The organism is Enterococcus sp. DIV0561 (assembly GCF_050539875.1).
Taxonomy (GTDB): domain Bacteria; phylum Bacillota; class Bacilli; order Lactobacillales; family Enterococcaceae; genus Enterococcus; species Enterococcus faecalis.
In genome coordinates this window covers 2,102,745-2,126,458 of the sequence record NZ_CP172927.1, presented here as the reverse complement: position 1 = coordinate 2,126,458, position 23,714 = coordinate 2,102,745, and the positions used below count along the sequence as shown (strand labels likewise).

20 protein-coding genes, 1 riboswitch and 1 other annotated feature are annotated in these 23,714 nt (G+C 37.1%); of the genes, 14 read left to right on the top strand and 6 right to left on the bottom strand.

Annotated features, from left to right (window positions below):
* Positions 1 to 23: 23 nt before the first annotated feature.
* The 5 genes from IGM13_RS10190 to IGM13_RS10170 all read right to left on the bottom strand — a co-directional run bounded on the left by IGM13_RS10190 (position 24) and on the right by IGM13_RS10170 (position 5,299).
* Positions 24 to 1,136 carry an SHOCT domain-containing protein gene (locus tag IGM13_RS10190; RefSeq protein WP_002419513.1) on the bottom strand — a complete coding sequence of 371 codons (1,113 nt, stop codon included), beginning with the start codon at positions 1,134 to 1,136 and terminating at the stop codon, positions 24 to 26.
* Positions 1,137 to 1,237: 101 nt separating this feature from the next.
* The gene (locus tag IGM13_RS10185; RefSeq protein WP_010783600.1) at positions 1,238 to 1,789 is read right to left on the bottom strand and encodes a DUF5067 domain-containing protein; all 552 of its coding nucleotides are present in this window, start codon (positions 1,787 to 1,789) and stop codon (positions 1,238 to 1,240) included.
* Positions 1,790 to 2,011: 222 nt separating this feature from the next.
* Positions 2,012 to 2,821: a TPM domain-containing protein gene (locus IGM13_RS10180; protein ID WP_002419514.1), complete on the bottom strand. Its 810-nt coding sequence runs from the start codon at positions 2,819 to 2,821 to the stop codon at positions 2,012 to 2,014.
* On the bottom strand, positions 2,818 to 3,963 hold the full coding sequence (locus IGM13_RS10175; protein ID WP_002419515.1) for a hypothetical protein: 1,146 nt from the start codon (positions 3,961 to 3,963) through the stop codon (positions 2,818 to 2,820). The genes IGM13_RS10180 and IGM13_RS10175 overlap by 4 nt, the downstream gene beginning before the upstream one ends.
* Before the next feature lie 103 nt (positions 3,964 to 4,066).
* A complete protein-coding gene (locus IGM13_RS10170; RefSeq protein ID WP_025188643.1) occupies positions 4,067 to 5,299 on the bottom strand; it encodes an SPFH domain-containing protein in 1,233 nt (410 codons plus the stop codon).
* A 207-nt stretch (positions 5,300 to 5,506) separates the two neighbouring features.
* Here IGM13_RS10170 and IGM13_RS10165 point away from each other — a divergent pair, with 207 nt between their 5' ends.
* The 7 genes from IGM13_RS10165 to IGM13_RS10135 all read left to right on the top strand — a co-directional run bounded on the left by IGM13_RS10165 (position 5,507) and on the right by IGM13_RS10135 (position 13,091).
* Positions 5,507 to 7,549 (top strand): penicillin-binding transpeptidase domain-containing protein, encoded by a 2,043-nt coding sequence (locus IGM13_RS10165; RefSeq protein ID WP_002382712.1) that lies wholly within the window; start codon positions 5,507 to 5,509, stop codon positions 7,547 to 7,549.
* Between the two features lie 115 nt (positions 7,550 to 7,664).
* On the top strand, positions 7,665 to 8,384 hold the full coding sequence (gene tsaB / locus IGM13_RS10160; RefSeq protein ID WP_002362637.1) for a tRNA (adenosine(37)-N6)-threonylcarbamoyltransferase complex dimerization subunit type 1 TsaB: 720 nt from the start codon (positions 7,665 to 7,667) through the stop codon (positions 8,382 to 8,384).
* Complete coding sequence (gene rimI, locus IGM13_RS10155; protein ID WP_002382714.1) at positions 8,356 to 8,910, top strand: ribosomal protein S18-alanine N-acetyltransferase; 555 nt, start codon at positions 8,356 to 8,358, stop codon at positions 8,908 to 8,910. The genes tsaB and rimI (IGM13_RS10155) overlap by 29 nt, the downstream gene beginning before the upstream one ends.
* A 7-nt stretch (positions 8,911 to 8,917) precedes the next feature.
* The gene (gene rimI, locus IGM13_RS10150; protein WP_002382715.1) at positions 8,918 to 9,382 is read left to right on the top strand and encodes a ribosomal protein S18-alanine N-acetyltransferase; all 465 of its coding nucleotides are present in this window, start codon (positions 8,918 to 8,920) and stop codon (positions 9,380 to 9,382) included.
* A complete protein-coding gene (gene tsaD / locus IGM13_RS10145) occupies positions 9,379 to 10,425 on the top strand; it encodes a tRNA (adenosine(37)-N6)-threonylcarbamoyltransferase complex transferase subunit TsaD (protein WP_002419518.1) in 1,047 nt (348 codons plus the stop codon). Before rimI (IGM13_RS10150) ends, tsaD begins: the two co-directional genes overlap by 4 nt.
* Before the next feature lie 42 nt (positions 10,426 to 10,467).
* Positions 10,468 to 10,671 (top strand) — a binding site (T-box leader).
* Between the two features lie 72 nt (positions 10,672 to 10,743).
* Positions 10,744 to 12,435, top strand: coding sequence for an arginine--tRNA ligase (argS, locus tag IGM13_RS10140; RefSeq protein WP_002419520.1), 1,692 nt, complete (start codon positions 10,744 to 10,746; stop codon positions 12,433 to 12,435).
* A gap of 155 nt (positions 12,436 to 12,590) precedes the next feature.
* Positions 12,591 to 13,091, top strand: a complete 501-nt coding sequence (locus tag IGM13_RS10135) for an HD domain-containing protein (protein WP_002356666.1) — start codon at positions 12,591 to 12,593, stop codon at positions 13,089 to 13,091.
* 80 nt (positions 13,092 to 13,171) lie between these two features.
* Here the strand turns inward: IGM13_RS10135 and IGM13_RS10130 are convergent, their stop codons facing one another.
* Positions 13,172 to 13,504: a helix-turn-helix domain-containing protein gene (locus IGM13_RS10130; RefSeq protein WP_002382719.1), complete on the bottom strand. Its 333-nt coding sequence runs from the start codon at positions 13,502 to 13,504 to the stop codon at positions 13,172 to 13,174.
* Positions 13,505 to 13,682: 178 nt separating this feature from the next.
* Between IGM13_RS10130 and IGM13_RS10125 the strand changes: the two genes are divergently transcribed.
* The 7 genes from IGM13_RS10125 (at position 13,683) to typA (ending at position 23,679) form a co-directional block, all read left to right on the top strand.
* Positions 13,683 to 13,961 (top strand): hypothetical protein, encoded by a 279-nt coding sequence (locus tag IGM13_RS10125; RefSeq protein WP_010816664.1) that lies wholly within the window; start codon positions 13,683 to 13,685, stop codon positions 13,959 to 13,961.
* Positions 13,945 to 17,631, top strand: a complete 3,687-nt coding sequence (locus IGM13_RS10120; protein ID WP_430598707.1) for a SpaA isopeptide-forming pilin-related protein — start codon at positions 13,945 to 13,947, stop codon at positions 17,629 to 17,631. Before IGM13_RS10125 ends, IGM13_RS10120 begins: the two co-directional genes overlap by 17 nt.
* A gap of 168 nt (positions 17,632 to 17,799) precedes the next feature.
* Positions 17,800 to 19,050 (top strand): glycosyltransferase family 2 protein, encoded by a 1,251-nt coding sequence (locus IGM13_RS10115; RefSeq protein ID WP_002420020.1) that lies wholly within the window; start codon positions 17,800 to 17,802, stop codon positions 19,048 to 19,050.
* Between the two features lie 50 nt (positions 19,051 to 19,100).
* Positions 19,101 to 19,170, top strand: a riboswitch (Fluoride riboswitch).
* Between the two features lie 76 nt (positions 19,171 to 19,246).
* Entirely contained in the window at positions 19,247 to 20,512 is a 1,266-nt protein-coding gene (locus IGM13_RS10110) for a voltage-gated chloride channel family protein (protein WP_002420022.1), read from the top strand.
* 49 nt (positions 20,513 to 20,561) lie between these two features.
* The gene (locus tag IGM13_RS10105; RefSeq protein WP_002356679.1) at positions 20,562 to 20,840 is read left to right on the top strand and encodes a UPF0223 family protein; all 279 of its coding nucleotides are present in this window, start codon (positions 20,562 to 20,564) and stop codon (positions 20,838 to 20,840) included.
* The gene (locus tag IGM13_RS10100; protein WP_002420023.1) at positions 20,841 to 21,623 is read left to right on the top strand and encodes an inositol monophosphatase family protein; all 783 of its coding nucleotides are present in this window, start codon (positions 20,841 to 20,843) and stop codon (positions 21,621 to 21,623) included.
* Between the two features lie 220 nt (positions 21,624 to 21,843).
* Positions 21,844 to 23,679, top strand: a complete 1,836-nt coding sequence (typA, locus tag IGM13_RS10095) for a translational GTPase TypA (RefSeq protein ID WP_010715382.1) — start codon at positions 21,844 to 21,846, stop codon at positions 23,677 to 23,679.
* The last annotated feature ends 35 nt before the right edge of the window (positions 23,680 to 23,714 follow it).

Below are 23,714 nucleotides of genomic sequence, written 5' to 3'. Positions count from 1 at the left end.
CGAGTCTTTTCAGGATTTTTTTATTAATCTAATTGAAGCAATTGCCGTTTCTTTTGTTGAAATTCTTCTTCTGTTAGAATTCCTTCATCAACTAACAGTTTTAAATTTCTTAACTCAGCCATTACGTCTTCAATAGCGCTAGGTGAGTTTTTTTGTGAATCAGATAGCTTTGGTTCAATCGGTTGGTTTTCATCACTCTTTATAGGAGTTGGTATTTCTTTTTCTTTTATTCGACGAACAATAGTGTCTAATGATGAAAGGGCTCGTTCGGCGTTGAAACGGGCTCTATCGATCGCTAATTGACGATCAAATTCAGTGGTTTGCTCACTAAGTGTCTTTAAAAAGGAAATAGTGATGGTTGGGCGTTGCAAATCATCTAGATTAATCAAAATATAGACACTACTGACGCGATCATAAGGTACGTTTTCTTCGGTGAAATGGGTATTTTTTTTCTCTAAAATTTTGTAATCAGCGATAATGCTTACTGGCAAAATTTTTGATGAACCAACCAGTCGAAATTTTTTTTCAGGTTCATCGAATTCAATCGAGCCAGCAATAGTTGTTGTAGGATTGAATAGCCGGTTGTCTTCTTGGACATTTCTTAAATCCGTCAATGTCCAAGTTTGGGTATATCCTTGTCCTTGGACACCGAGTTGACCTGCACATTTCTTACAGATTTGGTAATTATCTGAAGTTAAATATTTTCCTTTATTATCCTGACAAAGAGCACATAGATTTCCATAAACTTCAGCATTTTTTTCATTTGCTTTTGCGATTTCAGACTGCTTGTTTATTAACTCTTGCATTTGTTGTAAATCAGCTAAACTTTTTTTATCAACGGACCAAGTGGATACTTTAAGTTTTTTTAAACAGCTTTTTCCTACGCGATAAAAATCACTCGTAAAGTACTTGCCAGTTTCCTCTTCGCAAAGATAACATAAATTTCCCTTTGCTTGCATTGCTTGATCCTTTTTTATAATTTCTTCTTGACGTTTTATAATACTTTCCATTGTTCGATCTTTAATTTCTTTTGGTTTTAACTCTAAATGTTCTGCACAATGTTTACAGATACCGTGATTATCAAAGGTGATGATTTTACCAGGATTTAGATCACACAGTTCGCACATACTTTTCATGGGATGACTCCTTTTGGTTAAGATAAATTAATTTTACCATTCAACTCTATGAAGAACAAACCAAAAAAGCAAGTAGAACTAAGTGCCTACTTGCTTACAGACTATTTAATTGTAATTTCTTCAACAGCGATAGGATCTCCCATGCTGAACATACTGTCTCTGAAAGTAAAAGTTACAGGTTTTGTTTCATCAGCAAATTCATAAGGGTATGCTGCTTGGACAGTTGCGCCAGGATTAACTTTTTTATTTAACATGTCAATTCTATCTTTAATCGGAGAATCATTAACAATTCCATAAGTTAAATCTTCTGTTGTATCGCCGGTATTTTGTGATACGCTAACAAAGCTAGAGTATAACATTTGTACATCTTGTGCTTCCTTAGTGTTATTAGTCAAATCAAATAGTACATAAAAGATTGGTTTACCATCGAAACTTGTACCTTTTTGGAATTCGGTGATTTTTAATACACCATCAGGAACAGTCAATGTTCGATCTTTATAAGTCCCTTTATCTTCTTTAGCTTTTGTTTCAGTTGTTGCGGTAGCAGTACTTGAAGTTTTTTTAGTTTTATTAGTGTTGTTTGTTCCAGAACCACATGCACCTAAAATCAGAGTACTAATTAAAACTAATCCTAACATAGAAAATTTTTTCATTTTCACTTTACCTCCCATAGTTTAGTTAATGATTTGTAGCGCTTACTAAATAGTTGAAAACAATCCCCAATTAAATAACTTTGGACTACAAATCACTTAGTTTAAATGAAAATAAGTATACCGTCCTGTGTAAAAATAACACACCACAGTATACTTATTTTATCATTATTCCATAAAAATAACACCATTATTTTTATGAAATAATGAAAAAAGATAAAAAATCTAAAAACTTCGACCGCCGCCACCGAATGTGCCGCCGCCAGTTGAGTGGGTGGTGCTGCCACCACCGCCCATTCCGCCACTGCCGCCATTGTTTTTAGGAATACGACGAGTAGTGATGAAAGAGTTGGTTAACTGATCTGTGCGGGAGGTTAATTTTAACGTTGTTTTTTCCCTAAAAGGATATTGATAACTTGAAAATTTTAATTGATATTTAGAAATATTGATGCCTAAGAAGACCAAGCTGAGTATCAGCGCAGCAGCAAAAGCAATTACCATTTCCAGCGGGGTAATGACTTTATAACGAGTGATTTTACCTGTTTCGCTGTCCACACGATAGTGACCCCCAGGAACCCCTTTATCAACAAATGCTTGAGTTTCCTGAACAAAGGTTTGAGCAGCCGCAAAATAATTTCCTTGACTCATTCCATCCATTACTTTATCTAAGGTATCATCAATTCGTGCATCCGTCATATAATCAATCATGTTTCCAGAAGTAGAGATGTAGACTTTCCGTAAGTCCATATCAATGAGAAAAAGAATCGCATTTTGATCCTTACCAACTTTATTTAAAAGATAATGATCTGCATAGTCTTGTTCATCACCATAAGTATTATTATTTGTGGTCACAATAAAGACAGAGGCTTTGGTCTTTTCTTCTAAAGGTTGTATCTCTTGTTTTAGTTGGTTGATTTGATCAGGTGTCAGTAATTGTGCACCATCATCAATTGAATTTTCAGCCGCCGAAACGGGTAGGGCAAGGCCAAAGGAAAGAAGTATTAGGAAAAAAATAGGTAAAAGTCGTTTTTTCATAGGAAATAACCTCCTAATAAAAAGAGTGCTAAGAGTCCAGCGAAAATGCCTAACGTTGCTAGCCCTAAACGAGTGTAACTAATTGGAAGTACACCGCTTACTTTACCTGTTTGTCCATTCATGGCGTAATAATAAACCTTTTTTGATTGTTCCTGACTGCGATAGGTGACTAACCAAATTGGTAAAAGCATATAGTGATTATTTTCTTGGTTTAGAGAAATATCCGTGCGAACATTTGTCAACGTAGTATAACCAGAAGCAGAGTCCCGTAACAATGATTCCGAATAATCTTGTAATTCTTGTTGGACGTGTTTTTTGATTGCTTCATATTCAATATCGCGTTTTTCTGCTTGAAAACCTGCTAGGTATTGGCTTTTGAAAGGCACTGCTTGATCAATTAAAAATGGTTGAACGCCTTCCACCATTTTTTGTTGGACGTTTTTTGACAAGGCATTTTTAACTAATTCTTTAAACGATAATTTTCCTGAACGTCCCACATTGAAACATTTTGTTTCGGTGTATTCAATATCACCTACGCGCCAAATGCGAATACTTGTGCCAGTAGCTTGGAGTTGTCCATCGACTTCTGCATCAACGACCCAATAGGGGAAGTAAACCCCAGTTAATTTATCAATTTGATTTTTGCTGAAAAAATCTCGGGGAATGAACCATTTTTTCTTGGTCCAAGCGAGAAATTTTTCAATCGCTTCGTCTTTTTCAATTGTAAAGGGTAAGACATTTTCTGGTAAAAATTCGCCACTTAATCGACCAGCCAAGACAACTGGATTATGGCAATAATAACAGTATGTGGCTGCTGTTGTTGCATCGGTGACAATTTGAGCGCCACAGCTTGGACAATTAAAAATTTCCATTGTGCCTGCATCGGCAGTTGTTTCATTCTCAGTGGTCTCTGTTTGTTGCGTGGCGGAGGATTCTTCTTCCGCTGTGAAAGTCAAATTTTCCTCGGCGGTCGTTGTTGAGGGATTCTCTAAATGTGCCTCATGTTGCTGTTGCTCATAACGAGTCACTTCTTCTTCCGTGTAAATATTTAAACAATATTCACAATGAAATTTTTGATCTTTGGGATTAAATAAGAGCGGGCCGCCACAGTTGGGGCATTTATGGGTAAATGTTGTTTCCATTGCAACCGTCCTTTCTAATAGAGTGAGTAAATAACAGGAATCTGATTCAAAGAAAAAGGGTAGACTTGTGCCTGACCCTTTTCTTTAATTGTTCACTACTTGCTTATAAAGGAACCCCTTGGAATGGTTTACCACAATGTGGACAGAACTTAGGAATACCATTACTTAAGTCAACAATTTCGCTACATTCACTACATTTCATTTCTAATTTTGGCTTCTCGTTTGTTGGTTTTGGTGTACCACAGTTTGAACAAAACTTCCCAGTGTTTTCAGTCCCACATTGTGGGCAAGTCCAAGTGTCTGTAGACCCTTGTGCGTTTTGCTGGTTTTGTTTTTCTTGCATTTGTTGTTGGTTTGTTTGAGACGCTTGCGCAAAGTAGTTACCATTTACATTCATGCCCATACCAACGCCCATAAAGCCGCTCATAGCGCCACCTTCATTTTTACCAGCAGCCTCCATACCACGAGCCAAGGAACCTTGAACATAACCTTCGCGAACACCTGGATCGCTGAGCATAGCTCCTTCATTTCGCATGTTGATTAATTTTGTTGAATCATCTGTATAAGAAATGCTCGCAACTGCTACAGAAACAATTTCCATGCCGCGATTGGTGCGCCAATCCTCGTCAAGCGCAGTTTGCATATATTTACTTAATTCAACACTTTTTGAGGGAACATAAGAAATACGTTGCCCATCAGCAGACATTTGATTGATTGCTGCTTGCAATGCTGTAATGAACTCTGCCAAATATTGTTCATTAATATCATTAATATCTACTTGCGTTTGATTTTTAGGAATCGCATTGGTATAAAATAGCAAAGGATCTGTAATTTTAATTGAGTAATTTCCGTGTGCACGTAAGAAAAGTTCGGCATTATAAAAATTATCAAAATAGTTTAATGGCGCAGGTGTTCCAAATTTAATGCCTTTAATTTCTTGCAAGTTAATATAAAAAACTTGTTGTTTTTGTGGAGTTACGCCACCAAATTTGAAACGACTGAAGGTTTCTGCAATCGCATCTTTTAAAGAACCGTTAAACATTGAAGGCGCAGAATCATTTTTGACTGTATAATAGCCTTCTTCAGCAGTGTAATCGATGATTTTGCCCCCATCGACAAGAAGCATCATCATGTTGGGATAGACATGTACAACAGAACCATCTGTTAAAACATCGTCCGTTCCTTTACGATTAGAACCACGTTTATCATCTTTACGCACAAAAACACCTTTTGTCATGACGGTTGTGTCCCCCATATTATCAGGTTCAATAACCTCTAGCCATTGATCGGCCAAGCCACCGCCAACTGAACTTGTTGCTGCTTTAATAAGTCCCATGTTCATTCCTCCTAATAAAAAACTAATTGTTACAGCTAGTATACCACACAATGAATGCAGAGAAATCCAACGAAAGCCTGATGAAATGGAAAAAATTGATCAAACTTTATTAAGAAATTAAAAAAAGTATAGGTGAAACACAAGCATTTTAAAAAAAGTTACGTATAATAGAAGAAAAGACATATTATATAGTTAGGGGATTATTGAATGGAACGAAGCAATCGTAATAAAAAATCTTCAAAAAAACCACTTATTCTTGGTGTTTCTGCCTTGGTTCTAATCGCTGCTGCCGGTGGCGGGTATTATGCTTATAGTCAATGGCAAGCCAAACAAGAATTAGCCGAAGCGAAGAAAACAGCTAATACATTTTTAAATGTATTGTCAAAACAGGAATTTGATAAGTTACCGTCCGTTGTTCAAGAATCTAGCTTAAAGAAAAATGGCTATGATACTAAATCTGTTGTTGAAAAATACCAAGCAATTTATTCAGGGATTCAAGCAGAAGGAGTCAAAGCTAGTGATGTCCAAGTCAAAAAGGCGAAAGACAATCAATACACATTTACCTATAAATTATCGATGAGCACTCCTTTAGGCGAAATGAAAGATCTGTCTTATCAATCAAGTATCGCCAAAAAAGGCGATACCTACCAAATCTCTTGGAAGCCGTCTTTAATTTTTCCAGATATGTCAGGAAATGATAAAATTTCGATTCAAGTAGATAATGCCAAACGTGGAGAAATTGTCGATCGTAATGGTAGTGGGCTAGCAATTAACAAAGTGTTTGACGAAGTGGGCGTAGTGCCTGGCAAACTCGGTTCTGGCGCAGAAAAAACAGCCAATATCAAAGCTTTTAGTGATAAGTTCGGCGTTTCTGTTGATGAAATCAATCAAAAGTTAAGCCAAGGGTGGGTCCAAGCAGACTCCTTTGTACCAATCACAGTTGCTTCTGAACCAGTGACAGAATTACCAACAGGGGCTGCGACAAAAGATACAGAGTCACGTTATTATCCACTGGGGGAAGCAGCTGCGCAATTAATCGGGTATACGGGCACCATTACTGCAGAAGATATTGAAAAAAATCCAGAGTTAAGTAGTACGGGTGTAATTGGTAAAACTGGCTTAGAACGAGCGTTTGATAAAGAGTTAAGAGGGCAAGATGGTGGCTCACTAGTTATTTTAGATGACAAAGAGAATGTCAAAAAAGCTTTACAAACCAAAGAGAAAAAAGATGGTCAAACGATTAAATTAACGATTGACAGTGGCGTACAACAACAAGCCTTCGCTATATTTGACAAACGTCCTGGTAGTGCGGTCATTACCGATCCTCAAAAAGGCGATTTATTAGCAACGGTTAGTTCACCTTCGTATGATCCTAATAAAATGGCCAATGGTATTTCTCAAAAAGAATATGATGCTTACAATAACAACAAAGATTTACCATTCACAGCACGTTTTGCGACAGGCTATGCACCAGGCTCTACCTTTAAAACAATTACCGGTGCCATTGGTTTAGATGCAGGGACATTGAAGCCAGATGAAGAGCTAGAAATTAATGGCTTGAAATGGCAAAAAGATAAATCTTGGGGCGGCTATTTTGCAACACGTGTAAAAGAAGCAAGTCCAGTCAATCTGCGTACCGCTTTAGTTAATTCAGATAATATTTATTTTGCCCAACAAACATTACGGATGGGGGAAGACAAATTTAGAGCAGGTCTTAATAAATTCATTTTCGGTGAGGAACTAGATTTACCAATTGCCATGACGCCTGCTCAAATTTCAAATGAAGATAAATTTAATTCTGAAATTCTTTTAGCAGATACGGGCTACGGCCAAGGCCAATTGTTAATTTCGCCAATCCAGCAAGCTACCATGTATAGTGTTTTCCAAAATAATGGAACATTAGTCTATCCAAAATTAGTTTTAGACAAAGAAACGAAGAAAAAAGACAATGTAATCAGCGCCAACGCAGCGAATACAATTGCCACAGATCTTTTAGGTAGTGTGGAAGATCCTTCAGGTTATGTTTATAATATGTACAATCCGAACTTCTCATTGGCTGCTAAAACAGGAACAGCTGAAATAAAAGATAAACAAGATACAGATGGCAAAGAAAACAGTTTCCTCCTAACGTTAGATCGTAGTAACAATAAATTCTTAACAATGATTATGGTTGAAAATTCAGGAGAAAATGGTTCTGCAACAGATATCAGTAAACCATTAATTGATTACTTAGAAGCAACCATTAAATAAAAAGAGAAAATGAACGAAACGAGGTTTCTGTAAAAAGAAACTTCGTTTTCCCTTTTTAGAAAAAGGAAAGTGTGCTACAATGAAGCGACTAAATTGTAGAAGGAAAGGGATTCGTGTGCGAATTTTAGCAATAGATACATCTAACCAAACATTGAGTATTGCTGTGTGTGAAAATCAAAAAATTCTGGGAAGTTATACAGCAACGGTTAAAAGAAATCATAGCTTAACATTAATGCCGGCAATTGACTATTTGATGAGTCAATTGAACTTGGCGCCAACGGCAATTGATCGTTTTGTCGTAGCAGAAGGACCTGGATCATACACCGGCTTACGTTTAGGCGTGACGACTGCCAAAACATTGGCCTATACTTTGAAGAAAGAGCTAGTAGGCATTTCCAGTCTACAAACGTTAGCTGCCAATTGTGTTGGGCAAACCGGTTTAGTTGTGCCTCTTTTTGATGCGCGTCGTAAAAACGTCTATGCTGGTGCTTATCGGTTTGTCGATGGCGTGTGGCAAAATGAGTTACCGGACCAACATATTTCATTGCGGGAGTTATTAGAACAACTAAAAAATGAACCAAATCTTTTTTTTGTTGGTGAAGATGTTGAAAAATTCACTGAAGAAATAGCTCAAATCATTCCTCATGGGGAAATTTGTGATGTCCCGCAATGGCAAATTCCTAATGCTGCAGTTTTGGCTGCGTTAGGTAGTGTGGCTGAACCTGTTGAAAATGTTCATGGGTTCTTACCTGCATATTTGAAAAAAGTAGAAGCGGAAGAAAATTGGTTGAAGACACACACGCCTAATGGAGAAAGCTATGTGGAAAAACTTTAATTTTGTGACAAAATACTTTACAAAAAGACGGCAACGGTATATAACTAAAACCATTGCAATGAACCAGCAAGAATTTCAATTGCGTGAAATCACCTACCAAGATATTAAGGATTTACTAGCAATTGAACGTGAAGTTTATGCTGGGGAACTTCCTTGGACGATGTCTGCTTTCATGGCAGAACTTGGCTCAAAAGCGCCGCATCTCTATTTGTTAGCGGCAATTAACGGAAAAACAGTTGGCTTTATTGGTTGTCGGATTCAAGGAACGGATGCACACATTACGAATGTTGCTGTTCACACAGAATACCAAGGCTTAGGTTTAGGTCGTTCTTTAATAGAAGAAACGCGAATTTTTGCCAAGAAAAATCGTTGTGAAACCTTATCGCTAGAAGTACGAATGAGTAATGTTAAAGCCCAACGTTTATATCGAAAAATTGGCTTTGCCTCACAAACGGTGAAAAAAGGCTATTATGACGAAAATAATGAAGACGCACTAGAAATGATAATTGATTTAAAAGAAGAGTGAAGAAAAAATGTTAGTAACAAAAAAAGAAATATCTGTAGCAAATATTGGTGAAGAATTATGGCGTTTTAGTAATTCTTCTTATACAACTGGCTCCCCTTGGACAGAAACACAATTCGCGGAAGATTTTGCTCAGGAAAATAGCGAATATCTTTTTTTAGTTGAAAATGGCCAGTGGTTAGGCTATATTGCCTATCATTTTATTTTAGATGAAGCAGAAATTAGTCACGTTGTTGTGAATAGTCAGAAACAACACCAAGGAATTGGTTGTCAATTAATGAAAGCTTTTAAAGAATATGTTAAAAGTCGTGACATTACACAAATTTTCTTAGAGGTCAGAGAATCGAATACATTAGCTCAAAAACTTTATGAGAAAACAGGATTTCGGAAAGTAGCTGTTCGAAAAAATTATTATAAAGAACCGCAAGAAAATGCCTTTGTAATGTGTGCGAAATTAAGGAAGGAAGCCCAATGACAATTTTTACAAAAGAACGTAAATTATTATTAGCTGTGGAAAGTAGCTGTGATGAAACAAGTGTGGCTGTCATTGAAGATGGCGACAAAATTCTTTCCAATATCGTAGCTTCGCAAATTAAGAGCCATCAACGTTTTGGTGGAGTCGTTCCGGAAGTTGCGAGTCGTCATCATGTTGAACAAGTGACGATCTGTATTGAAGAAGCATTAACAAAAGCAAAAGTCACACCAGAAGAACTCAGTGGCGTTGCTGTGACCTATGGGCCTGGGTTAGTCGGTGCTTTATTAATAGGACTTTCTGCAGCAAAAGCATTTGCTTGGGCGCACCAATTACCACTTATTCCAGTCAATCATATGGCTGGGCACATTTATGCTGCCCGTTTTGTGGCACCGCTCGAATTTCCATTGATGGCCTTACTTGTTAGTGGGGGACATACGGAATTGGTCTACATGAAAGAAGATGGTTCTTTCGAAATTGTTGGTGAAACACGTGATGATGCAGCTGGTGAAGCGTATGATAAAGTCGGACGTGTGTTAGGGTTGCCTTATCCTAGTGGCAAAGAGATTGATGCTTTGGCCCATGAAGGCACAGATACCTATCAATTTCCACGGGCGATGCTAAAAGAGGATAACTATGACTTTAGTTTTAGTGGCTTAAAAAGTGCGTTTATTAACACGGTTCATAATGCAGAGCAACGTGGTGAAGCACTGTCTACAAAGGATTTAGCCGCAAGTTTTCAGGCGAGTGTGGTGGAAGTATTAGTGACTAAAACCATTCGTGCTTGTCAAGAATATCCTGTTAAGCAATTGCTAATCGCTGGGGGCGTTGCTGCGAATCAAGGATTACGAGAAGCAATGAGACATGCAATCAGTGAACAATTGCCAACAGTAACATTACTTATTCCGCCATTAAAACTTTGTGGGGATAACGCGGCGATGATTGGCGCTGCCGCTTTTATCGAAGCTGAAAAGAATCATTTTGCTTCGTATAACTTAAATGCAGAACCTGGCGTTAGTTTTATGACAATTAGTGAAGAAGGCTAGCCAGCTAGACAAAAATTTGCTATAATGAAGCCAGTTTAACAATGACATTCGATGATAAAGAGAGTACTTATTTCAACATCAGCCTAGCGATCTTGGGAAGGTGGGAGCCAAGAGTGATCGGAATGAGGAAGCGCACTTTTAGAATTCTGCTGAAAGCAGACGGCAATCACCGTTATCGATGAAGCAGGTCTATCCAAGTAGTATAGACAATTAGAGTGGTACCGCGGGTAAATTCTCGTCTCTGACAAAACAAAATATTTTGTTTTGTCAGAGACGTTTTTGTTTTTTTATACTTACAAATTAATCAGGAGGGTTCTTATGAACAACAAAGAAATCGTAGCAAAAGCGTTACATGATGTTTTAAATGAAGAATTAACGATGGATCAAATCGAACAATTATTGGAAAATCCTAAATCTGTTGATCATGGAGATGTGGCTTTTCCAGCCTTTTCATTAGCTAAAATTTATCGTAAAGCACCACAACAAATTGCAGCAGAATTAGCAGAAAAAATTGATGGCACAAATTTTGAAAAAATTGAAGTGGTAGGACCTTATTTAAACTTTTTCATGAATAAAGAAGCAGTCAGTCAAGCTGTCATTGGCGCAGTAGTCAAAGAAAAAAATAACTACGGAAACAGTACCTTTGGCAATAATGGCAATGTTCCTATTGATATGTCTTCACCAAACATTGCTAAACCAATTTCTATGGGGCACTTACGTTCTACGGTAATCGGGAATTCAATTGCCTTTATTTTAGAAAAAATTGGGTATCAGCCAATTCGGATTAACCACTTAGGTGACTGGGGTACACAGTTTGGTAAGTTAATTGTAGCTTATAAAAAATGGGGTTCTGAAGAAGCAGTTCGCCAACAACCAATTAATGAATTATTGCGCTTATATGTGCAATTTCATGAAGAAGCAGAAGAAAAACCAGAATTAGAAGACGAAGCACGTGCCTGGTTTAAAAAATTAGAAGAAGGAGATCAAGAAGCCAATGAATTATGGAAATGGTTCCGTAGCGAGTCTCTAAAAGAATTTGATAAAATCTATTCCATGTTAGAAGTTGAATTTGATTCTTATAATGGCGAAGCCTTTTATAATGATAAAATGGATGAAATTGTTACTTTATTAGAAGAAAAACATTTATTAACAGAAAATCAAGGCGCAGAAATTGTTGATTTGACAGAATATAATTTAAATCCAGCACTTATTCGTAAATCAGATGGTGCGACCTTATATATCACACGGGATTTAGCTGCTGCGCTTTACCGTAAACGGACGTATGATTTTGCCAAATCGCTTTATGTAGTCGGCAACGAACAAAGCAATCACTTCAAACAATTAAAAGCAGTCTTGAAAGAACTAGGGTTTGACTGGTCAGATGATATGGAACACATTCCGTTTGGTTTAATTACTCAAGGCGGTAAAAAATTATCCACACGTAAAGGGAAAATCGTTTTATTAGAAGAAGTATTGAATGAAGCCGTTACTTTAGCAGGAAATCAAATTAACGAGAAAAATCCAGACTTAGCAAATCGTGATGAAGTGGCGAAACAAGTAGGTGTAGGTGCAGTTATTTTCCATGACCTTAAAAATGATCGTCTAAATAATTTCGATTTTGTATTAGATGAAGTTGTTCGTTTTGAAGGCGAAACTGGGCCATATGTTCAATATACGCATGCTCGTGCGATGAGTATTTTACGGAAAGCAAACTTTACACCAGACGCTACACAACGTTATGCACTAAATGACAAGGATAGCTGGGAAGTCGTGAAGTTGTTACAAAAATTCCCTGAAACTGTGATGCAAGCTGCTGAAAAATATGAACCATCTGTTATTGCGAAACATAGCATTCATTTAGCACAAGCGTTCAATAAATATTATGCCCATGTTCGGATTTTGGATGAAGATGATCAAAAAGAGGCACGCTTAGCGTTAGTTTATGCAGTAGCTACTGTTTTAAAAGAAGATTTACGTTTACTAGGATTACATGCACCAGAAGAAATGTAGAAGTTTTTGTGAAAATTTTGCTACGCTGAACGCTAAACTTATTAAGCAAATATTAAAGTTAAGTTACAGATTGAGAAATTCATAGTAATTAAATAGCTGGGGTGCTATACTCGAGTCAAGTTATAAAAGGATTAGAAAAGGTGGCACCCAATTATATGACAGAAAAATGGCGTGAAGACGAAGAATATCTTTCTTATGTAGAAGATTTATTAGCAACCGAAGAAGTCCAAAAATTAGCAGAATACACACAACATATGCATTCAACTCGTTTAGAACATTCAATTAGTGTTTCCTATCATAGCTATAAATTAGCAAAGCGTTGGAACGGCAATGCTCGTGCAACAGCTCGTGCTGGATTATTACATGATTTGTTTTACTATGATTGGCGCACAACAAAGTTTGACGAAGGCTCTCATGCCTATGTTCATCCACGAATTGCAGCCAAAAATGCTGAAAAAATTACAGAGTTGTCTGACTTAGAGCGAGACATTATTATTAAACATATGTGGGGCGCAACTATTGCACCACCAAAATACAAAGAAAGTTACATTGTAACCTTTGTTGACAAATATTGTGCTGTGAAAGAAGCAGCGTTGCCGATGACGACAGCCATGAAAACTAAATGGCGTCAGTATTTTGGCCAACAGTCAATCTAATAAAAAGCTTATCCGGAAGGATAAGCTTTTTTGTTTAACGTTGACTAAAAAGTCTAACATTCATCTATTTAAAATAAATATTAAAAGTAATTTTGTTCTGTTAATTTCTTTTGAGCATATCGATAGACTGCTTCTTGATTTTCAGTTGTCAATTGTTTGTAAACATTCATAATATTGGTCGGGACAACAAATGGCGTTTCTTCTGTTTCAGGAATACCTAAGATTTCAAGAGGTGATACATCTAAAACTTTAGATAAGGCGACAATTTTATCCCTCCCCATATTTTCAATCATTCCAGTTTCCCATTTCCTGACGGTACTTTTTCCAACACCAACAAAATTTCCAACTTGTTCTAATGTAAGATTTTTCTCCATCCGTTTTTGCTTTAAAAAATTCTCTTTCAAAAAAATCACCTCCGTAAAAACATTCTAGCACAAAAAGTGTCGCAAAAGAAACATGTTTTTTTGAAAGTAGATATAACAAATATAACAAAAAAGTTATTTGATTTTAATGATATTGACGTTTTTTTCACAAAATGATATAATTTCTGTGTCTTATTAGACACTGAGAGTGAAAAAGGGGGAGAGTAAAATGGAATCAAATTTAATACACTCAAAATTGAGAATGAAAGGAAAAAATGTTGAGTGGTTGGCAAATGAAATGACTGCATACGGACAACCAATATCCGCTTCAACGATTTACAAAAAATTAAAAGGAGAAGTTGTTTTCAAAGCAGCGGATATTAAATTGATTTCACAGTTGTTGGATTTGAAGAATGAAGAAATTATGACTATTTTTTTTAGTGAATTAGTGTCTAAAAAGACACATATTGATATTGAAAGGATTGTGATGAATGAAAAAAATTATTAATAAGTTATTTTCACTTTGTTTAATTATCTTTATTATTTTAGGATCTAATACAAGTATTATTTCTTATGCGATGGATAATGAAAGTGGACCGCAAATTCGGTCTATATCTGTGGAGTATCCAGAAAATAAGACGGAAATAGTTGCAACAAAAGATTGGGCAACTGTTTCCTTGGCATTATCAATTTCCGAATTAACAAAGGGCGAGGTCCTTACGTTAAAAATGGCTAGTGAAAAATATTCCTATTCAATGACGCCTTTTGAAATTGGAGATGCACTCCAAGTGATTCCAAATGATGATGGTACTTGGACGATTAAAGCCTTACAAACAATCACAGATTACTCTGCTAACTTACAACTGAAATTGCGATATAATCAAAATTTATCAGAAGATTTTGAAGATCAAGTCGTTTTTACTTTTGGTGATTCACAAAAAGTTGCAATGATTAACATTGGGCAATATGTTGAGAAAGTTCCAGAAACTGAGCTCGTTCGGAAAGTTCCTTTAGGTTTTACGCCAGAAGGAAGAGTTGCTTGGGTCATCTATTTTAACTATAACCAAGCAGGACTTTCAGGTTCAGAAAAAACAACCTTTAAATTTTTAGATAATGTAGGTCCAAACCAAACATTAGCTGTTGACAGTATTGCCGCGTATCTCACCAAGCAGCCTATTTTAGAAGTAAATGGTGAAATGATTCGGAATCTAGAGCATGATGAATACAGTTACGATGCTAGTCAATTTTTCCAAAAACATGCTTCTAAAAGCGGACTTAATTATGAAGCGGAGAAATTTGAAGGAATACCAACGGCTACGGGCAGTTATCTTTCTAACAAAAACGCCTATTATATTTATTTAGAAACAATTCCAAATGAAAATATTCCAAGTGATGCCTTACTATCAAATTACACCTATATGCGTATTTCTAATGAGGGATTCGATGCTTGGGAAGATGAAGACATCGCTTATATCACTGCTGATGAAAATAGTGGAGGAACAGGTCAAGGTGGTGTTATTTTAGAAAAAATAGACGCAGAGACAGCTGAAGTGCTGCAAGGCGCTATTTTCAAACTTGTGAATAAAAAAACACAACAAGTTATTCAAGAGAATTTAAGGACCAATCAATCTGGACAAATCCGTTTAGCTGGTTTAGAACCTGATCAATATGAATTAATTGAGGTTAAAGCACCACCCGGCTATAAATTAGATGCAACGCCAGTATCATTTGAAATTAAATCAGGCCAAACTCAGACGATTCGTCTGAAAAAAGAAAATACACGTTTAGAAAATCAATTAAAAGTAGAAAAAGTAGATGAAAATAATGAGGCGAAGCGTTTAGCGGGTGCTGAGTTTTCGTTGTACGACCAAAAAGATAATTTAATAGAAAAAGGTGTCACGAATGAAAATGGCGAACTGTTATTTTCAAACTTATCACCTGATGGAGAATATTATTTAGTTGAAACGAAGGCGCCTAATGGCTATGAATTAGACGAAACTAAACATCCTATTTCATTTGCTGGAAAAGCCGACTACACTTTAACATATCGGGTGAAGAATACGCAGCAAGTACAAACTGGCTCTATTAAAATTGTCAAACAAGATAAAGACAGCAAAAAACGTTTAGCAGGCGCAGAATTTCAGTGGAAAGATACGGTGACAGGAAAGACAGGAACAGTGACAGTTGGAACCGACGGAACAGTCACAATTCCCAATTTATCCGCCAATCGTACGTATGAACTTACGGAAACAAAAGCACCCGCAGGCTATGTACTAGATAAAACCGTGCATAAAGTCACGTTAACAACTGCACAAGCTAATAAAGTAGTGACAGTCACCATTGATAATGTAGCGCAAAAAGGTTCCATCAAAATTGTCAAACAAGATAAAGACAGCAAAAAACGTTTAGCAGGCGCAGAATTTCAGTGGAAAGATACGGTGACAGGAAAGACAGGAACAGTGACAGTTGGAACCGATGGAACAGTCACAATTCCCAATTTATCCGTCAATCGTACGTATGAACTTACGGAAACAAAAGCACCCGCAGGCTATGTACTAGATAAAACCGTGCATAAAGTCACTTTAACAACTGCACAAGCTAATAAAGTAGTGACAGTCACCATTGATAATGTTGCGTTACGTGGCAATTTAAAATTAGTAAAACAAGATGGTTATTCAAAACAACGTTTAGCAGGTGCACAATTTAGATGGCGTGACACAGTGAATGGGAATACAGGCGTAGTAACTGCTAATACTAATGGTGAAGCAACTTTGTATAATTTTTCCGTCAACCGGATTTATGAAATTACAGAAATAAAAGCACCAAATGGTTATATACTTGACAAAACGGTGCATAGAGTTCTTTTACCTTCGAATTATGCTGGCAAAACCTACACGTTTACCAAAAATAATCAAGCACAAAAAGGCGCCATCAAAATTGTTAAGCAAGATGGATATACGAAACAACGTTTAGCAGGCGCACAATTTAAATTCCGAGACACAACCAATAATTATACTGCAACGTTTACAGCGGATAGAAACGGTGAAGTACTGATTCCTGGATTAGCCGGTGATCGTATCTATGAGATCACAGAAATCAAAGCGCCGAATGGCTATATCATAGATAGACGTGTTCATAAAGTTGATTTACGTGGACAAGGTGGTAAAACCTATACATTAGTTTTAAATAATCAAGCACAAAAAAGCGCCATCAAAATTATTAAGCAAGATGGATATACGAAACAACGTTTAGCAGGCGCACAATTTAAATTCCGAGACACAACCAATAATTATACTGCAACGTTTACAGCGGATAGAAACGGTGAAGTACTGATTCCTGGATTAGCCGGTGATCGTATCTATGAGATCACAGAAATCAAAGCGCCGAATGGCTATATCATAGATAGACGTGTTTATAAAGTTGATTTACGTGGACAAGGTGGTAAAACCTATACATTAGTCTTAAATAATCAAGCACAAAAAGGTGCCATCAAAATTATTAAGCAAGATACGGATACAAGAAAACGTTTAGCAGGAGCGAAATTCAGATTTCGCGATACCACCAATAATTATACTGCAACATTTACAGCAAATGGAAATGGTGAAGTACTGATTCCAGGATTATCATCGGATCGTATTTATGAAATCACCGAGATTCAAGCGCCAACTGGGTATGCGTTGGATAGGAAGGTCCATCGGATTGATTTACGAGGTCAAGGCACAAAAACGTATACGTTAGTGTTAAACAATAAAGCAAACTACGGTGCTATCAAAATTATTAAACAAGATGTTGAAACAAAAACACGTTTAGCGGGCGCTGTTTTTGAATGGAAAGATACAACTAATGGCTATACACAAAGAGTGACAACTGGGAGGGATGGTACAGTTACTATCAGTGGACTATCCGTAAACCGAGTGTATGAAATTAGAGAAGTTCAAGCGCCAGCTGGTTATTCACGAAATACTACGCCAACACGCGTCAGTCTGATGCAAAATCATGCGGGTCAAACAATAGCAATTGTTCGAGAAAATCGCAGAATACCAGTTTATAATCCACCGCCACCAACATATTGGCCCTATGTGCCGCCAATCACTAACTATAATCCACCTGTGTACTATAATCCGCCAAGATATTATTATGGGGGATGTGTCATGGTCATTGTGGTGGTGTGTTGGTAAAAAACAAATAGAGAGAAAGGAGTATTTAATGAGTCAATCCGCTTTACCTAAACTTGGGGTGATTTCAACGGGCGCCCTTTTTGTGACTGATTTAATTGGTGTTATTCTTCTTTCAATCGTCACTTCCTACATTCTATACCGTTATTTTTTTAAAAGAGGTCAAATTACATGAGTTATTTATATCAGTTATACAAAGTAATTATGTTCATCTTTTTAACCTATTTATTTACAAGTTTATTTCTCAGTTTTCGAACAAGAAAAAAAACAAGAAGAGAAGTCGAAGTAGCAGAAGAATTTTTCTGCTACTTTCTTGTACCGTGTGTAAACGAGGAGAAAGTCATCGGAGGAACATTAAAAAAACTGGTTGCTTTACCAATTCAGAAAAAAATAATTGCGATTGATGATGGATCAACGGACCAAACCAAAGCAATGATGGACAGTATTGCTGGTCCAATCCAAGTTCTGTCTCGTCAATTTCCCAATGCACAACAAGGCAAAGGCGCCGCATTGAACCACGCTTTCCAAATTGTATTAGCCGATGCAGAAAAAAAAGACTACTCAAGAAATCAAATATTGGTGGGAGTAGTGGATGCAGATGGTTTTTTTAGTGAGAATATTGTCAATGAACTAACTGATGTTTTTGCAGATACGACAATCTGTGCTGCACAAACAAGAATCAAAATGAAAGATGTCACAAATTTTATGTTTATTGCACAAGATGTTGAGTTTTTTACGATTAATAATTTTATTCAAAAGGCGCGTCGAGCAACAAAAACCATCGGACTTGGTGGCAATGGTCAGTTTTTTCGGTTATCCATGATTACCGAACACTTAGGCTATCAGCCTTGGGGAAATGCTTTGTTGGATGACTATGAGTTAACCATTAAATTAATGCTGAAAGAGTTATCGATTGCTTATATTGATGAGGCCTTTATGGCTCAAGAAGCGCTAAAGGATGTGAAGCGGTTTATTCGGCAACGAAGCCGTTGGGTCCAAGGGAATTTAGATTGTCTAGCGTATTTACCCAGGGTGATCAAATCAAAGTCATTAACGCTAAGACAGAAGTGCGGAATCTATTATTTTTTAGCGCAACCCTTTATTAATCTCGTCGCAGGAATTCTCGTTTTTGTTTTAACTGGGCTTCAACTGCAACACTTGTATAGGTTAGGTTTTTCGTTATCTCTAGGTATTAGTTTTGCTTTGGCTGTCAGTATTTCGCTCGTTTTCGGCATTTTTTTTACAATCAACTATTATCGCGAGTTGAAAAGTTTTCAATTAGCAGTACCGGCAAAATTGGGGCTAATTAGTTTACCTTTTACTATTTCCTACATGTACTTAATTTTATTTGTTAGTGTAGTAATGGCTTATTATCGATTTATTAAAGGTAATACTACGTGGATAAAAACGGAACGCAATTGATTTTTTATTGCACTTTCCAGAGTTGCGTGGTATTATTTTTAATAGTTTAATAGCAACATGGTGATGGTGTTCACCACGAACTATTTATTGGACGAATAAATTAATGACGCCTACCAAACGGGAGAAGTGTACCCTTTGGTAGGCTTTTTCTGTACGCTAGGATCGGCGATAAGAAAATTGTAAAGGAGCATGTAAAGTGAAAAAAGAAACAAAGCAACTACTATCAATTGGCGGGTATATGACAAAATGGTTGCTCATTACCGCAATTATTGGTTTATTTATGGGGGCGTTATCCGCCTTTTTCTTAAAGAGTCTCACTTATGTAACAGATGTTCGTTTAGCAAATCCTTGGTTACTCTTTATCCTCCCCATTAGCGGTGTCGTTTTTACGTATTTCTATACGCGTTTTGGGAAAAATGCTGGCCGAGGAAATAACTTAGTGATTGAACAAGGCAATGGCGGGGAAGAAGATATTCCCTTGCGCTTAATTCCTTTAACGTTGTTTGGCACGATTACTACGCACTTATTTGGTGGTTCTGTTGGTCGTGAAGGGACGGCGGTGCAAATGGGGGGCGCAATCGCAAATGCTGTAGGAAAAGTCTTTAAACTGTCCGCTTTGGAACGACAAGTAATTATTATTAGCGGAATTAGTGCAGGTTTTAGTTCTGTTTTTGGCACACCATTAGCGGGAACGGTTTTCGGATTAGAAGTTTTGGCGATTGGAAAAGTTCGTGCAGAGGCACTTTTCCCAAGTTTTTTTGCAGGCTTATTTGCTAATTTTGTAACTGAAAGTTTTGGTGTAACACATACGCATTATCCGATGGGTAAAATTCCGACTTGGTCGGTTGAGCTATTCGTAAAATTATTTTTGGCATCGATTTGTTTTGGCTTGGCAGGTTGGGTTTTTAGTCGTTCCATTGTCTTTTTAAAAAAGACCTACGCAAATTGGTTTGCTAATGTCTACCTTCGTGCGTTTCTTGGGGCGTCCATTGTCGTTCTGTTTGTGCTCGTCTTAAACAACCAACGTTATTTAGGCTTGAGTTTACCTTTATTAGAAGATGCATTTGCAGGCAATGCGCAGCCTTTTGATTTTGTTGGGAAATTATTCTTTACGGTGTTATCCTTGGGTGCCGGATTCCAAGGAGGAGAAGTGACGCCATTGTTTGAAATTGGGGCTACGTTAGGGAGTTCTTTGGCCCCTTTGTTACATCTGTCAATTCCTTTTTTAGCAGGTTTAGGATTTATTGGTGTTTTTTCTGGCGCCACGAATACGCCGATTGCTTGTTTCATTATGGGCATTGAACTATTTGGTAGTGAAGCGGCGGTCTATTTTTTCATGGTCTGCTTAATTAGTTTTATGTGTTCAGGAAATAGCGGTATTTATGCTTCACAACAAAGTTTGTATCGCAAAGGAACAGCAGAATATCCTCTCTTTAACGCATTAAAAAATCGACGTAAATAAGATGTTTTTTTATGAAAATATGCTAAACTAGAGAAGATGAGGTGAAGACATGAAAGACTATCAATATCCATTAGATTTAGATTGGACGACAGAGGAAATGGTGATTGTCACTAATATGTGGACAGCAGTTGAGCAAGCCAACGAAACAGGCTTACCTGTTGACAAATTTTTAACAACTTATCAACAATTTAAAACGGTCGTTAAAAGTATCGGCGAAGAAAAACGCTTAGGTCGTGAATTTGAAAATGCTTCAGGATATTCGTTATATCGTACGCTTCAACAAGCTAAAAAACAGGGAAGCGGTAAATTAAAGCTGGGGGATGATTAGATGACTGAAACGCAAAAATTTGTTCAAACAATTCAAAGTTGGCTTTTTGAAGCAGCCGATGTGATTCGAATGAACTTGGAATCAGAGTTAACCGTTCAACAGAAAAATGGCCGCACTGATTTAGTGACAAATATGGATGAACAAACCCAAGAATTTTTAATGAATAAAATTCAAACAAATTTTCCCGAAGATCAAATTTTAGGGGAAGAAAAAGGCTACAACACCTTAAAAAGTTTTGCTGGTCGCGTGTGGATCATCGATCCGATTGATGGCACAATGAATTTCGTGATGGAAAGAGAAAATTTTTGTATTATGTTAGCTGTTTATGAAGAGGGCATTGGTAAATTAGGTTTTATCTATGATGTGATGCGAGAAGAACTTTATTGGGGTGGCAAAGGGCTTGGCGTTTATCGGAATAATCAATTATTAAAAGCGCCTACTATGAAAGCCTTGGCAGATGGATTATGGGGCATGAATGCTTACATGCATGGAAAAAATATTCATCACGCAACGGAAATCGGACAAGCAAGCATGGGCGTGCGTATTAGCGGTTGTGCAGGTTTGGAAATTATTGCTATGTTAAAAGGCAACCATCATGGCTATTTATCTAATCTAAGTCCTTGGGATTATGCAGCAGGCTTAGTACTTTTGGAGGAATTCGGGTTTAAATACTCTGGTATTACAGGAAAACCATTAACTTTTGATGGCCGTGAATACTTTATTGCAGCAACTCCTGAAACCTATGATGAAGTATTTACCCGATATTTAAATGAATCGGAATAATCCAAGAAGAGCGTTGCTGAAAGGTAAGGCTCTTCCTCTTTTAAAAGAGAAAAATTTGTAAAAAAATGTCCTTGTTTTCAGAAAAAGCCGAATAATTTCTAAAACTTTCATTATTTTTGCAGGCGAAAGCCTTTTTTTAATGAAAAAAGTTTGCTATAATAAGCAGTCGGCTTTTATGGACTTAAGTAACATAAGCGTATATAGATAAGGAGCAATTAAATTGAAATACAGAGATGATATTCGTAACGTGGCAATTATCGCCCACGTTGACCATGGTAAAACAACCTTAGTAGATGAACTTTTAAAACAATCTGACACTTTAGATGGACACACACAATTACAAGAACGTGCAATGGATTCCAATGCACTTGAAAGTGAACGTGGAATTACTATCTTAGCAAAAAATACAGCCGTAGATTATAACGGTACACGTATCAACATTCTAGATACACCAGGACACGCGGACTTCGGTGGTGAAGTAGAACGTATCATGAAAATGGTAGACGGTGTTGTTTTAGTTGTCGATGCGTATGAAGGAACAATGCCTCAAACACGTTTCGTATTGAAAAAAGCATTAGAACAAAAAGTAACACCAATCGTGGTTGTTAATAAAATTGACAAACCTTCTGCTCGTCCTGAACACGTAGTAGATGAAGTTTTAGAGTTATTCATTGAATTAGGCGCAGACGACGATCAATTAGATTTCCCAGTTGTTTATGCTTCTGCTTTAAACGGAACTTCAAGTGAATCAGATGATCCAGCAGATCAAGAGCCAACAATGGCCCCAATTTTTGATAAAATTATTGAACATGTGCCAGCTCCAGTTGATAATTCAGACGAACCACTTCAATTCCAAGTCTCATTACTAGACTACAACGATTACGTTGGACGTATTGGGATTGGCCGTGTGTTCCGTGGCACAATGAAAGTCGGCGACCAAGTTGCGTTGATGAAATTAGATGGCAGCGTGAAAAATTTCCGTGTAACGAAAATTTTAGGTTTCTTTGGCCTACAACGTGTGGAAATTGATGAAGCAAAAGCGGGCGATTTAATTGCCGTTTCTGGAATGGAAGACATTTTCGTTGGGGAAACAGTTGTAGATGTTCACAATCAAGAAGCATTACCAATTCTACACATTGATGAGCCAACCTTACAAATGACTTTCTTAGTTAACAATTCTCCATTTGCGGGACGTGAAGGAAAATACATCACCGCTCGTAAAATCGAAGAACGTTTAATGGCTGAGTTACAAACAGACGTATCTTTACGTGTTGATCCAATTGGCCCAGATTCTTGGACTGTATCAGGTCGTGGCGAATTGCATTTATCAATTTTAATTGAAAACATGCGTCGTGAAGGCTATGAATTACAAGTTTCTCGTCCAGAAGTTATTGAACGTGAAATTGATGGAGTTAAATGTGAACCATTTGAACGTGTTCAAATTGACACACCTGAAGAATACATGGGTAGCGTGATTGAATCACTAAGTTTACGTAAAGGCGAAATGCAAGATATGATTAATGCCGGTAACGGACAAATGCGTTTAATCTTCTTAGCACCAGCTCGTGGCTTAATTGGTTATTCAACAGAATTCTTATCAATGACTCGTGGTTATGGTATTATGAACCACACCTTCGATCAATACTTACCAATGATTCAAGGAACGATTGGTGGCCGTCATCAAGGCGCGCTAGTTTCAATCGATACTGGTAAGGCAACGACTTACTCAATTATGAGTATTGAAGAACGTGGTACAGTTTTCGTTGAACCAACGACAGAAGTTTACGAAGGAATGATTGTTGGGGAAAACAACCGCGACAACGATTTAACTGTGAACATCACAAAAGCTAAACAAATGACTAACGTTCGTTCGGCAACGAAAGACCAAACATCAGTCATCAAAAAACCGAAAAAATTAACGTTAGAAGAATCATTAGAATTCTTGAATGAAGATGAATACTGTGAAGTAACACCAGAAAGCATCCGTTTAAGAAAACAAATTCTTAACAAAAACGAACGCGAAAAAGCAAACAAGAAAAAGAAAAAAGCTGAATAATTTTTTTGAAAAGTACAAAATGCCGATGGCTATTG